Consider the following 15,048-nt stretch of genomic DNA (forward strand, 5'->3'; position numbering starts at 1 on the left):
AGACGGGTGGCCACATCTTCAATCAACGAACAGCAACCCCGCGAATTCACGTGAGGAAAGCGGAAACGTAAAGAGATAGTTTGATCGCCGTGCGACAGTCAGCGAACGCTTACGACCGACGTTATTCGAGGTCGAAGCGGTCGAGCGTCATCACTTTGTGCCACGTCTCGACGAAGTCCTCGACGAACTTCTCTTCTCCGTCGTCGGTTCCGTAGACTTCGGTGAGGGCGCGAAGTCGGGAGTGCGAACCGAAGATGAGGTCCACACGGGTGGCCTTCTGCGTGACTTCGCCCGTCTCGCGGTCGATGCCTTCGAACAGGTTGTCCGACTCGGCGGACTGCTCCCACTCGGTGTCCATGCTGAGCAGGTTCACGAAGAAGTCGTTGGTCAGCGTCTCAGGCTGGTCGGTGAAGACGCCGAGGTCGGACTGCTGGTAGTTAGCGTCGAGCGCGCGCATGCCCCCGACGAGCACCGTCATCTCGGCTGCCGTCAGGTCAAGCAGGTGCGCCTTGTCCACCAGCATCTCCTCGGGCGAGAGGTCGGTGTCGAGGTCGTCGGCGACGTAGTTCCGGAAGCCGTCCGCGTCCGGCTTGAGCGCCTCGAACGACTCGACGTCGGTCTGTTCCTCGGTGGCATCGACGCGGCCGGGTTCGAACGGCACCGTCACGTCGTAGCCGGCGTCTGCGGCGGCCTGTTCGACGCCGACGGCTCCACCGAGTACGATGAGGTCGGCGAGCGAGACTTCGGTCCCGTCGTCCCGCGAGTCGTTGAACTCCTGCTGGATGCCTTCGAGCGTCTCCAGCACCGTCGCAAGCTGTTCCGGCTCGTTGACTTCCCAGCTGTTCTGGGGTTCGAGGCGGATGCGTGCGCCGTTGGCGCCACCGCGCTTGTCGCTGTCGCGGTACGTCGATGCGGAGGCCCACGCCGTGGAGACGAGTTCGGAGACCGAGAGGTCCGACGCCAGAATCTCGTCTTTGAGTTCGGCGACGTCGTCCTCGTCGATGAGGTCGTAGTCGCGCTCGGGGAGCGGGTCTTGCCACAGCATCTCTTCGTCCGGAACCTCGGGACCGAGGAACCGAGACGGCGGACCCATGTCGCGGTGGGTCAGCTTGTACCAGGCCTTCATGAAGGCTTCTTCGAGTTCCTCGGGGTTCTCGTGGAAGCGCTCGGCGATTTCGCGGTAGTCCGGGTCGCGGATGAGCGCGATGTCCGTCGTGAGCATCATCGGCGTCTGCTCTTTCGACGCGTCGTGTGCGTCGGGTGCCTTGTCGATGGCGTCTTCGTCCGCGCCCTTGGGCTTCCACTGCCACGCACCGCCGGGACCCTTGTGGGGTTCCCACTCGTACTCGAACAGGTTGTCGAGGTAGCCCATGTCCCACTGAATCGGCGAAGAGGTCCAGGGACCTTCGATACCGCTGGTGATGGTGTCGGGACCCATGCCGGAGCCGTGTTCGTTCTCCCAGCCGAGACCTTGCTGCTCGATTGGTGCTGCTTCCGGCTCTGGGCCGAGGTTCTCGCCGCCGTCAGCACCGTGAACTTTGCCGAACGTGTGACCGCCGGCGATGAGCGCGAGCGTCTCCTCGTCGTTCATGGCCATGCGGTCGAACGTCTGGCGGATGTTCTTCGCGGATGCGAGCGGGTCAGGCTGGCCGTCCGGTCCTTCCGGGTTCACGTAGATGAGACCCATGACGGAGGCACCGAGCGGGTTTTCGAGGTCCCCGTCTTCGTCGAAGCGGTCGGAGGCTTCCATCTCGTTCTCGGGACCCCACCAGACCGACTCGTCGGGTTCGAAGGCGTCCTCACGGCCGCCGGCGAAGCCGAACGTATCGAAGCCCATGGATTCGAGGGCGACGTTCCCGGTGAGAATCATCAGGTCGGCCCACGAGAGCTTCTTGCCGTACTTCTGCTTGACGGGCCAGAGCAGTCGGCGTGCCTTGTCGAGGTTCGCGTTGTCCGGCCAACTGTTGAGCGGGGCGAACCGCTGCTGGCCACCGGCCGCACCACCGCGTCCGTCACTGGTGCGGTAGGTGCCGGCGCTGTGCCACGCCATCCGGATGAATAGCGGCCCGTAGTGACCGTAGTCGGCCGGCCACCAGTCCTGCGAATCGGTCATGACCTCCTCGATATCCGCTTTCACGGCGTCGAGGTCGAGTGATTCGAACTCCTCAGCGTAGTCGAACTCCTCGCCCATCGGATCGACGCTACGCGCGTTTTGGTCGAGGATGTTCAGGTCTAACTGATTCGGCCACCAGTCTTGGTTCTGGCGTTGCATGGTCGGCACATTGTATCTTCCGCATGTAAAGATTGTCTAATTCGCCAACGAAGTTTTACTTCGGGAAGGAACTCTTGGTGACAGCCCAAGCAATCTATCGATTTGGGGAATAATTATCAGCGAAGCTGTCTCTCGTGGGTTCCCACACGGGTCCGAAATACGAACGTGGTGGGGAGTTCGGCCGCGAAGTCTACCCACATCTATCGCGGCAGGCACGAAAAAGTCACTTACTGACTCACGAAAGCAGTGATTACCTCTGCGTTCGAACGGAGTACCAAGTCTGTGCTGTATCACGACAAGGAAACCGAGAGACAGAGAGTCGTCACCGACTTCGACGAGGAGGAAGGCAGTTGGTAAGCGCCGTTCTCCTCGCCACCGCGACGTTTCTCGTCAGTATCGTCGTACTGTGGGTCGGTTCCGAACTGTTCGTCACGAACGCGGCGAAAGTAGCCCGACGAGTGGGGCTGTCGGACCTCACCGTGGGACTCACAGTCGTCGCCCTCGGAACCTCGGCACCCGAAGTGGCGGTGAGTATCGACGCCGCACTCGTCGGTGCCGGCGACATCGCCATCGCCAACGTCGTCGGGTCGAACCTGTTCAACGTCGGACTCATCCTCGGCGGTATCGCCGTCGTCGCGGGCGTGCGAAGTTCGCCGCTGTTGATATGGCGAGACGGCGTCGTGATGGTCGGGTCCTCGCTCGTAGTGTTACTCTTCGTCTGGGACCTTCGAGTGACGCGCGTGGAGGGCGCGATTTTACTGGGTCTCTTCGTCGCGTATCTCCTCGTGCTGTTCGTTGCGTCACGGGGCGAACAGTCACACTCACCCTCGAACACGGAGATGACCTGGTGGACGCCAGTCTTGCTCGTCGTCGGATTCGTGGCAATCGTCGGTGCCGCACAGTTCTTGGTCGAATCGGCGGTTTCGATCGCCAGAACCGTCGGTCTCTCCGAGTGGGTCATCGGAGAGACGATCGTCGCCGTCGGAACGTCTACACCGGAAATCGTCGCGTCTGCGGCCGCTGCCCGAAAGGGAATGGGAGACGTTGCCGCCGGAAATCTCATCGGGAGCAACATCTTCAACGCGCTGTTCATTCTCGGGATAACGACGACTATCGCCCCGGTTTCGGTGGCCGAAACGGCGACGGGGACGACGCTCTGGTTGGTCGCCATCTCCGCGCTCGCCGCAGTGCTCCTCGGGACGGAACGAGTTCTCGGCCGTCTCGAAGGGCTGACGCTCGTGATGATTAATCTGAGTCGCTGGGTGCTCGACGTACTCTAGGCGTTCGAACGGCGGTTCAAACCCGCTCCGTCTCGAACGAATCGACCGTCTTGCGGTCTGCCTCCGCTCGGTACCGTTCGTACAACTCGAAGGCCCACTCGCGGGCCGCGGGTGAATCGGTATCGACGAACACCGAGAGCAATCCGGTGTCGTCGTAGCCGCCGATACCGACTCTGTCGTCGAAGATTGCGAGTCCGAACGGCAGTTCGTCGTGCGTCGAGAGGACGAGTTTCCCGCTCTCGACGGCTTCCGTGACGGCCTCGGGGTACGCCTCGAATATCTCTCGAACGACCGCCGAGAGGTAGACGATATCCGTCTCCATCCCGCCGAGAATCTCGTCGCGGATGTCTTCGACGTAGATGGGCGCAATCGTCGTCGTATCGAACCCGCGGAGCGTCTCCGAGTCTCGGAGGAGTTCCATGAATCGTGCGACCGGTCCGTAGGGATTCGTCGGCTTGGACTCGGTTATCGTCGCGTTATGAAACAGACCGATATCGAAGTCCGTCGAGTGGTCGGAAAGCGTTTCGAGAAACGGCCGGAGACGGCGTGCCATCGTCACCCGTCGCCGGTAGCCCGAGACTTCTTCGGCGACGGTGTGACCGAGCGTCGAGAGTTTCAGTTCACCGCCCTCCTCGACGAGTAACTCGTGGCCTTCGAGTCCACGGACGATGCGATGAATCGTCGTTCGAGAGACGTCGAGCGACGACATGAGTTCGCTCCGCTCCATCGGTCCGTCGGTGAGCGCCGCCAGCGCATCGGCCCGCTTGAGTGCCTCGATCGAGAGTCGGTTCCCTTCTTCCGTTCCGCCGCCCATAAAAAAGACATTCGGGCAGGGTGTGATAACTGTTCGTACGGCGTTCCCAGCCCGGTTCGTGTGGGAAATCGCCGGAAGAGCGTCGGACACCCCGGCGCGTTACGGACCCCGGACACCTGTTCACATCCCGGAAATTGTCCGGGAGATGCATATAGAACGACTGATTGAGTGGGTCAGACCATCATGCAGTCTTTCGGGAATTTCTGTCGAAGTATTACAACACGCGCCGTGGTCGCGGTCACGCTCTCGATACTCCTCGTTCTCTCTGTTGTCGTCGGTCCGGTCGGAGCGAGTCTCGAATCGGCGACATCGGCGGCCGAACTCGATTCGGAAGCGGGCGGTGAGTTCACGGCGACCGACGGGACGATACCGTGGCCCTCACTCGACGGTGGCGACTGGCCGACGGCGGGCCGTGACCCCGGACGAACCGGTTACAACCCGAACGCGTCCGGACCGAAATCCGCGCCGAACGCCCGGTGGAGATTCGAGTTCACCGACGACGTCTCGACTGTCCCCGCCGTCGCCGCGGACGGACTCGTGTTCGTCGCGGGCGACGACACGCTCCGAGCGGTCGATAACGACACCGGCGACGTGGTCTGGAACGAGTCCGGCGTCGAGTTCGACGTCCTCTCGGTGGCGAACGGCACCGTCGTCGCCGGCGACAGCAGTTCCGACGGCGGCGTCTACGTCTACGACGCGTCGAACGGGAACGAAGTGTGGAACGAAACCGACTACGTTCCCGAGGCGACGGTCGTCCTCGACGGGACGCTCTACGTCTCTCGGGAGACCTACACCGGCCAGCAACTCGTCGCGTTCGACCTCCAGAGCGGGACGCATCAGTGGTCGAGCGAGTACGACGGCGACTCCCTCGCGGGCGGTCTCTCGGCGAGTGGGGACACGGTATATCTCACGGGGGAGCTATCGACGCGTGATTACGCCCTCCAAGCTTTGAACGCCAGCGACGGGAGCGAACGATGGCGGTTCGAGATGGAAGGCGTCGTCACGATGACGCCCACGGCCGCCAACGGGTCGGTGTTCGTCGGCGCGGGCGATACGACGTACGACCCGACGTTCTACCGACTGAACAGCACCGACGGCCACGTCGAGTGGGCCTACGACAGCAACGCGCGACCACAGGGTGCCGCGGTCGCCAACGGGTCGGTCTACCTCGTCGGGGGCAACACCATCCGGTCGCTCGACGAGACGACCGGCGAGCGCGAGTGGCGCTACCGCCTCCCCGGCAATCTCGACTACGGACTCGTCTACGCCGACATCGACGCGCTCGCACCGACCGTCGCCGACGGCGTCGTCTACGTGGCCAACGACCGCGGCAATCTGGTCGCGCTCGACGCCGACACCGGGAGCGAGCGCTGGGAGTACGAACTCCACGGCCAGACCACGCAACCGGCGCTCGCCGACGACCGAATCTACGTCCTCGCGTACGACACGCGCACGTACAATTACGACGTCAGTCGCGTGTACGCACTCGAAGAATCTCCGTTCCAGTTCACTGGATTCGCCCCCTCGACGACGAGCCTCGACCCCGGCGAGCAGTTCACGGTGGACGTGAGCGTCGAGAACGTCGGCGAGGAGACGCGCGACTACAACCTCTCGCTGATGGCCGACTCGCCGACGCCCGCCGACTGGTGGGCCGTGGACGAGGCCAACGGCACGCTCGCACCGGGACAGAACACGACGGTCACCTTCACTGCGCAGTTCAACAGTACTGGGCCGTGGAACGTCTCGGTGAAACGGCCGCTGGAGTGGGACGCCGCCACCGACCCGGTGACGGTGACGGTTTCGCACCCGACGCCGTCCGACGACTGGTCCCACCGTGACTTCGACGCTGGCCGAACGTCGAGTAATACGAACACGACGGGGCCAACGGAACACGTCCAAGAGGTGTGGAACCTCACGCACTTCGACGAATACGTCGAGCCGGTCATCGCCAACGGCAGCGTCTACGTCGCCCAGGAGAACGGCACGAACGTCGAACACGTCCGCGCCTACGACGAGGCGACCGGCGCGTTCGAGTGGGAGTTCAACGTCTCCGAACGAGACCGGCGAATCGCCGGGTCATCCACGGTTTCGAACGGCACCGTCTACCTCTACACGACGCCGACGAACGAGTTCACGTCCGGTCCGACGGTGTACGATGCCTCGGTGTTCGCGCTCGATGCGACCGATGGTTCGGTCCAGTGGGTCCGCAACACCACGATGAACTACTCCTCGTCCAAGGACCAAGCCCCGGTCGTTGACGAGGGCGTCGTGTACGTCGCGGGTGCTCGGTTAGACGAGACCGGCGACGAGAACGCGACGGTGCTCGCCATCGATGCCGACACGGGAACGCCGCAGTGGTCCTACGACGTGACCGAGGACGGGAGTACGGAGGTGTTCAACTGGGTCGCAGTCGAGAACGGAACCGTCGTCGCATCGCTGAGCGACGAAGTGGACAACACCGGACAGGTCGAAGACGAACTCGTCGGAATCGACTCCTCGGGGAGCCAAACGTGGATTCGAACGGACTTCGAGTTCGAGATGAACTATCCGCCTGTCGTCCGCGACGGACTCGTCTACGTCGTCGCCGAGAACCAGTCCGACGGCGACTCCATCGAGGAAGTGCGCGTGCTGAACCTCTCGGACGGCGGCGACCACCTGACGTTCAGACCGACGGACGTCGCACCGTCCGACGGCGGGTGGGACCTGACGAAACCGGTCGTCACCGACGACGCGCTGTACGTCCACCAGATGACCGACGGCAGTCTGGACTCCAACACGAACGAACTCTACCGGGTGAACGCCACTGGAGACATCGTCTGGAACCGAACCGTTCCGGACTTGGCGTCGGTGCTGGCGGTCGATGGGGTGCTCTACGCCGCCAACCTCGACGGCAAGAGCACGTACGTCTACGACGCTGAGACCGGCGCGTACTACGGAGATACCGACATCACGGAGCGCGGTCACGGTGCGGCACAGGTCGTGGCGAACGGGACGATGATTACCTACGCCGACTCGACGACGCCCAACGACTTCCGCGTCATCCGCGAGGGTGGCATCGTCAAGTACACCGACCTCTCGGTCGATTCGAACACCCACCTCGTCGATGACAACGTCACCGTCACCGCGACGGTGACCAACGTTGGCGCGTACGCGAGAGCGTACGACGTGAACCTCCTCGTCGCCCCCGACGACGGCAACTCACAGCACTACTTCTGGAACTACTCCAGTAGGGACGGAGAACTCGACCCCGGCGAGAGCAAAACGCTCACGTGGACCGTCGAGGTTCGGGAACGCGGCGACGTGACGTTCGTCCTCCGACGCGGCGACGACGGCGATTCGTTGAACCGTCACATGTACATCGACACCGGCGGCGTCACGGTCAACGTCGGTGACGCCGAGGACGGCACCCTCGTCTCGCTCGGCGAGCGCCGAACCGTCTCGGCGACCGCCGGGTCGTGGCCGAAAGAGAGCTTCGACGCGGGGAACACCGGCGCATCGCCCGAGACCGACGCCCCCACAGAGGTCGGGTCGAACGCCGTCAACTGGTCGGTGAACCACTCCTACGAGTGGACCAGCGGACCGACCGTCGCCAACGAGACGGTGTTCGTCGGCGGGAGCGACGACAGCGTCCCCGAGTCGATTTTCGCCTACGATGCCGCTGACGGAACGCTCCGATGGCGCTACTCGACCGTCGAGTCGAACGACATCGAAGTCCCGCCGACCTACGCCAGCGGCTACCTCTACACGGCCGACGACGACGGTAGGGTCTACCAGTTGAACGCGACGACGGGCGAACGCCTCTGGACGTACACCGGTATCGACGACGTTGGCGGCATCACCGTCGTGAACGACACGGTCTACGTCGCCGGCTCTGGCTACGCCGACTCGGAGTACTTCGGGACGGTTCACGCATTGAACGCCACAACCCGCGAGGTCCGATGGACGTTCACGAACGCGAGCGAGTCCAGCGGCATGGAGATGAAACCCGCCGTCGAGAACGGGACGGTGTACGTCACGAACGACGAGGACGCCACCTACGCGCTCGACGCCGATACCGGCGACGAACTGTGGAGCCAACCCATCGCGGGGTTGAGGCTCCACTCGCCGGTCGTGAAAGACGACGTGGTCTACGTGGACGACGGAACGAACGTCTATGCGCTCGATGCGACCGACGGCGGCAGCACCATCTGGAGCACCGCCGTGAGTGTAAGCGGGTACACTGGGTCGTCGCCCGTCCTCGCAAACGACACGCTGTACTTCGTCGGCGACGGGTCGGTCCACGCGCTGAACACCAGTTCCGGTGACGCCCGTTGGCAGACGAGTATCTGTACGGCTATCGACTACTCGCCCGCGTACGCTGGCGGTGTCGTCTACGTCCCGGCCGACGACAGCAGCATCTACGCCTACGACGCCGACTCCGGTGAGTTGGTCTGGCGCTACAGTGCGGACGACTACGAGTCGTTCACGCCGGCACTCGCCGGTGGCGTCCTCTACACGACCGGTTTGGAGAACGCCGATTACACGCATTCGCTGACGGCACTCGACGGCGGCACGAAGAACGAGTCGCCCTCGCACGTGGACTTCAGTGCCCTGACGCTCTCCGATTCGACCGTCGCCACCGACGAGACGTTCGCGCTCTCGGCGACCGCCGATAACGAGGCCGACGCGACCTGCGGATACACGGCCGACTTCGCAGTCGATGGAACGGTCATCGACAACGCCACCGGGACGCTCGGCTACAACGACGACGAGCAGGTAACGTTCACGCACTCCTTCTCGACCGAGGGAACCTACAACGTCACCATCGAGGACTTGCCGCCGCTCGAAGTGACGGTGACCGGTGCGTCGCCCGAAATCAGCGTCGCGCCGACGAGCTACAATCACGGCGTCGTCAACAAGAGCCAGAACAACTACGGCACCGTCTTCATCTCGAACGACGGGCAAGCGCCGCTCAACTGGACCGGGACGGGGTTCTCCGGCCAGAACGCCTCGGAGTTCAAACTCTCGACGGCACCCAACTCCACCATCCAACCCGGTGATACGGAGACAGTCAGTTTCTACGTCGATGTGTACGTGGTCGATGAGGGGCCGAAGAGCACGACGCTCGAAATCTACAGCAACGACACGTCGAACCCGACGGTCAGCGTGCCGCTGTCTGCGACCGTGGACGAACCCGACGGGAACGCCTCGGTCGCACCGACGAGCCACGACTTCGGCACGGTCGATATCGGTGAGACGACCACGCACAACGTGACGGTGACGAACGACGGGGAGGCGGCGCTCACCTTCGACGGCGCGACCGTCTCCGGGAGTTCGGCGTTCGACGTGACCGCCGGCAACGAGACGACGGCGCTCGCCGTCGGGGAGTCACACGACTTTACCGTCTCGTTCAGCCCGACGGTCGAAGACTCAGTCAGCGCGACGCTCGAAGTGCTGAGCGACGACCCGGACGACCACCCCGTCAACGTCTCTGTCTCGGGAGCGGGCGCACACCCACCCGCACCGGACATCAGCGTCGAACCGAGGTACCTCGACTTCGGAAACGTCTCCCACGGGTCGTCCGGAACGGCCATCGTCACCATCAGTAACGACGGCGACGTTGACCTCTCGATTACCGGAGAGACGTTCGAAGTGTTCTCGCCGACGTTCACCATCACCGACGGCGGTGGCCCGACGGTGGTCGCCCCCGGCGAGCACCACAACGTGACGCTTCGGTTCACGCCGCCATCGACGGGTGACCACACGACGACGATGTATCTCACGAGTAACGACTCGGACGAACCGACGGTGTCGGTCGAACTGGATGGAACCGGCGTCGTCCCACCGTCGAACCGGGGGCCAGTTCCAGCGGCGGACCACTACGCAGTCGCCTCCGGTGAGAATCTCACGGTCGATTCGCCGGGACTGCTCGCCAACGACATCGACCCCAACGGTGACTCGTTCTCGCTCACCCACTACGGAGAGCCGCAGAACGGCACGCTCACCGTCGTCTCCGACGGGAGCTTCGTCTACGAACCGGACGACGGCTTCGCGGGGACCGACAATTTCGTCTACCGAACGCGGGACGAGTACGGCGACTACTCCTCGTACGTCACCGTCACGGTCGAAGTCCTCCCGGACCCGAACCGCGAACCGACCGCCGTCCCCGACAACTTCACCGTCTACGAGGGCGAGACGCTCACGGTGAGCGGTCCCGGCGTCCTCGAAAACGACCGCGACGCTGACGGCGACTCGTTCGACGCCACCCATCACAGCAACCCCACTGACGGAACGCTCTCCACCTTCGCTCAAGACGGGAGTTTCGTCTACGCCCCCGATTCCGGCTTCACCGGCACCGACACCTTCACCTACCGGCTTCAGGACGAACACGGCGAGTACTCCGACTTCGAGACGGTCACCATCGAAGTCGTTCCCGACCCGAACCGCGACCCGACTGCCGTCGCTGACACCTACTCGGTCTTCGAAGGCGAGACGCTCTCGGTGAACGGACCGGGCGTCCTCGCCAACGATTTCGACCTTGACGACGACTCGTTCGACGCGAGCCACCACGGCAACCCGGACCACGGGACGCTCTCGACGTTCGTCCAAGACGGAAGCTTCGTCTACGAACCGGACAATGGGTTCACTGGCACCGACACCTTCAGCTACAGAGTTCAGGACGAACACGGCGAGTACTCCGGCTTCGAAACTGTCACCATCCACGTCGCGCCGAACAACACGGCTCCGACCGCCGTCGCAGACACGTACTCGACTCGGAAGGGCGAAAACCTCACCGTCAGCGGACCCGGCGTTCTCGCCAACGACTACGACGTGGACGGCGACTCCTTCGATGCGCCCCACCACGGCAACCCGTCGAACGGAACCCTCTCGACGTTCGTCCAAGACGGAAGCTTCGTCTACGTCCCCGACCCAGGCTTCACCGGAACTGACACCTTTAGCTACCGCCTCGAAGACGACCACGGCGAATACTCCGGCTACGAGACGGTCACCATCGAAGTCGTCGATACCGCGGAGACGGCACCAGTCGCGCTCTCGGATACCTACACAGTGTACGAGGACGAGACGCTCTCGGTGAGTGGACCCGGCGTCCTCGCCAACGATATCGACCCCAACAACGACTCGTTCGATGCGACCCACCACGGCAATCCATCGAATGGGACGCTCTCGACGTTCGTTCAAGACGGTAGCTTCGTCTACACGCCCAACCCCGGCTTCACCGGGGCGGACACGTTCTCGTATCGCGTCCAAGACGAGAACGGCGAGTACTCCGGCTACGCCACGGTCACCGTCGAAGTCCTCCCCGATCCGAACGACGAACCCACGGCGGTCGCGGACACCTACACGGTGTACGAAGGTGAGACGCTCACCATCGACGGACCGGGCGTCCTCGCCAACGATTACGACCTCGATAACGACTCGTTCGACGCACCTCACCACAGCAACCCGTCGAACGGCGACCTCTCGGTGTTCTACGGCAGTGGCGGATTCGAGTACACGCCAGACCCCGGATTCACCGGCGTGGACACCTTCAGCTACCACATCGAAGATGAGCACGGCGAGTACTCCGACTACGAGACGGTTACCATCGAAGTCGTCCCGGACCCGAACCGCGACCCGACTGCGGTCGCGGATACGTACTCCGTCTTCGAAGGCGAGACGCTCACCGTGAACGGGTCGGGCGTCCTCGCCAACGACTACGACCTCGACGACGACTCGTTCAACGCGCCTCACCACGGCAATCCGTCGAACGGCGACCTCTCAGTCTTCTACAGCAGTGGCGGCTTCAAGTACACGCCCGAGGCTGGCTTCACTGGTACCGACAGTTTCGTCTACCACGTCGAAGACGAACACGGCGAGTACTCGGGCTACGAGACAGTCTCTATCGAGGTGCTGCCCGAACCGAACCGCGAACCAACTGCCGTCCCCGACAACTACGTCGTCCTGCAAGGCGAGTCGCTGACTGTGAACGGACCGGGCGTTCTCGCCAACGACTACGACCTCGACAATGATTCGTTCGACGCGCCTCACCACGGCAACCCGTCGAACGGCGACCTCTCGGTCTTCTACGGGAACGGCGGATTCGAGTACACCCCGGACCCCGGCTTCACCGGCGTCGATAGCTTCTCGTACCACGTCCAAGACGAGCACGGCGAGTACTCCGGCTACGAGACGGTCACTATCACCGTCGTTGACGCCGTCACCTCGGGGAGCGCCGAAGTCGCGGTCACGCCCGAAGACATCGACTTCGGAACCGTCGCCGTCGGAACGAACGACACCCGGACGGTAACCGTCGCCAACATCGGCGACGAGAACCTCTCTGTCTCCGGCGTCTCCCTCTCGGGTGCGAACGCGAGCGACTTCGAGATAACTGCCGGGAACAACTCCTCGGTACTCGGCTACGGCGCGACGCAAACAGTCGAAATCGAGTACGCGCCGACGGACCTCGGCACCTCGACGGCGACGCTGACGATACACACCAACGACACCGACGAATCGACGGTGAACGTCACCCTCCTCGGCGAGAGTGACGACGACACCGCCCCGACTATCGACGCCGTCACACTGGACGGAAATCACGAGAACGGGTCGGTCGTCTACACGAACGATACCGTCGATGTCGAAGTGGACGTCAGCGACGAGCACGGGAGCGTCGATAGCGTCTCCGTCACCCTCGACTCGCAGTTCTCGACCTACGACGAGCAGAAGACTGCCAGCTACGACAGTTCGTCTGGAAACTGGACGGTGACGTTCGGCACCGCCGACGTCGCCGACGAAGGTCGGTACGACGTCGTCGTCGAGGCCGAAGACGACCGCGGGAACGAGCGGACGACGACGGCGACGGGCCACGTCGTGTTCGACTGGACCGCCCCGGAGATTCCGATGACCGTCGCCCGAATCAACGCCTCCGCGGCGAACGTCTCGGTCAATACGAGCGAGACCGTCCGTCCCGGTTCCCTCGAAGTCGATGTCGAACGACCCGACGGAAGCAACGTCACCGTGACGCTCCGCGAGACGACCGACGGCTGGAACGGGACGTTCGCACTCCCCGAAGACGGTCAGTACAACCTCTCTGCGACCGCGACCGACCTCGCTGGCAACCGCGGAAGCGACGACGCGACGGGTCGGTTCACGACCGCGAGTACGGACGGCAACGACACCATCACCGTCCAGATGCAGCCCTCGGGGCTGTTCGTTCGGTTCACGACGAACCAGACGGTCAACAATACGTTCGTCACGATGACGGAGCGCCGGGCCTCGGCCGTTCCGCTCGTTCGCGGACAGGCAGGTGTGAACTTCCTCAACGCGGCGCTCGGAAAGCGACTCTCCGAGAACCTCAGTTACGCCATCGTCGGCATCCCGGTCGATACGTCGCTGTTGAAACCCGGAACGGACGTGGACGACGTGACTATCAAACACTTCAACGAGAGCACGAAGGAGTGGGAGAAAGTGCCGACGACGGTCCAAAACGAGACGCTGAACGGGACGACCGGCCGGTACTGGGTTGCGAACGTCTCGCACTTCTCGACGTACGGCGCGATTGCGACGGACACGGCCGCGCCGACCATCGAGTCGGTGAGTCCTGCTGACGGCACGGAACTGGCAGACGGAACCACGTCGAAGACCCTGCGAGTCGAGTACAACGATTCGTTCACGGGCGTGGACGTGAGTCGAACGTCCGTCCTCTTCGACGACTCGCTCGTGACGACGGCCGACGCGACGACGATTACCAGCGACTACGTCGAGTTCGAAGCCGACGGACTGGCCGACGGGTCGAGCCACACCTTCGAGGTGACCGTCGAGGACGAGGCCGGAAACAGTCACACCGAGACGCTCTCGTTCAGCGTCGATAGCCCGCCGAACCCACCGTCCGACGATGACGACGATGGCGGGTCGCCCTCGGGTGGAGACGGCGGCGACGACGGCGACAACGACAGTTCGTCCTCGGACGGCGACTCCTCGCCCTCGCTCGGCGGGGACGATATCGAACAGCCACCCGAACCGAGTCCGTCGCTCTCGGTGACCGCGCTCGGTGACGGCGGGTTCCTGCTTCGCACCGACAACGTCACCCACGGCGACTCGCTCTCGGCGACTATCGAAGACGGAACGCTCGGAACGACCGGCGTCTCCATCGAGTCGCTCACCCTCGACTTCGCCGACGGTGGCGACCGGACCATCCGCGTGTCCGGTAGACCGACCGCGAACGCACCCGAACTCGGTTCCGAACAGGGCGCGCCGCTCGCGTTCGTGACGTTCGACGACGCGGACACGGTCGAATCGACGGTCAGATTCTCGGTCTCCCGAACGACACTCGCCGACCGGGGCGTTGAATCGTCCGACGTGGTCGTCTACAGCCTCGTCGGTGGCGAGTGGTCGGAACTCGACGTCGCACGGATAGATTCGACCGCCGATGTGCTCGTCTACGAGGTGACTGCGGAGTCAGCAACGATGCTCGTCGTTGGAACGCGCTCGCAACAGCAGACGAGCGAGGCGACGACCGACCAACCAGCCGAGACGACGACGGCCGAATCGACGCCGACGGCGACACAATCGACGACCGAGACGACGACTTCGACCGGGACGCCCGGATTCGGATTCGGTGTCTCGCTGGCCGCGCTCGTCGCCGTGCTGTGCCTGCTCGGCCGGCGTGGACGCTTCGGCGGCGAGTAGTCGTCGCTTCGGCG

Annotated in this window: 4 protein-coding genes; 2 read left to right on the forward strand and 2 right to left on the reverse strand. The window is 63.6% G+C overall.

The annotated features are described in order from the left end of the window. Nucleotides 1-121 precede the first annotated feature (121 nt). Nucleotides 122-2,272 carry a catalase/peroxidase HPI gene (katG, locus tag ACFQJC_RS05635; RefSeq protein WP_390222269.1) on the reverse strand — a complete coding sequence of 717 codons (2,151 nt, stop codon included), beginning with the start codon at nt 2,270-2,272 and terminating at the stop codon, nt 122-124. Between the two features lie 350 nt (nt 2,273-2,622). On the opposite strand from katG, the gene ACFQJC_RS05640 reads away from it, so the two are divergent. Next, nucleotides 2,623-3,552 (forward strand): calcium/sodium antiporter, encoded by a 930-nt coding sequence (locus tag ACFQJC_RS05640; RefSeq protein WP_390222270.1) that lies wholly within the window; start codon nt 2,623-2,625, stop codon nt 3,550-3,552. Between the two features lie 16 nt (nt 3,553-3,568). On the opposite strand, the gene ACFQJC_RS05645 is transcribed toward ACFQJC_RS05640, so the two are convergent. Further along, entirely contained in the window at nt 3,569-4,366 is a 798-nt protein-coding gene (locus tag ACFQJC_RS05645; protein ID WP_390222271.1) for a helix-turn-helix transcriptional regulator, read from the reverse strand. A gap of 228 nt (nt 4,367-4,594) precedes the next feature. Between ACFQJC_RS05645 and ACFQJC_RS05650 the strand changes: the two genes are divergently transcribed. Continuing rightward, nucleotides 4,595-15,034, forward strand: coding sequence for an Ig-like domain-containing protein (locus ACFQJC_RS05650; protein ID WP_390222272.1), 10,440 nt, complete (start codon nt 4,595-4,597; stop codon nt 15,032-15,034). Nucleotides 15,035-15,048 lie beyond the last annotated feature (14 nt).

Origin of the sequence: Haloferax namakaokahaiae, from assembly GCF_042663225.1 — an archaeon.
Classification (GTDB): Archaea; Halobacteriota; Halobacteria; order Halobacteriales; family Haloferacaceae; genus Haloferax; species Haloferax namakaokahaiae.

Bases quoted from the DNA above. Each gene is read 5' to 3' on its own strand.
- katG (WP_390222269.1), bottom strand. From the start codon at position 2,272: ATGCAACGCCAGAACCAAGACTGGTGGCCGAATCAGTTAGACCTGAAC.
- ACFQJC_RS05645 (WP_390222271.1), bottom strand. From the start codon at position 4,366: ATGGGCGGCGGAACGGAAGAAGGGAACCGACTCTCGATCGAGGCACTC.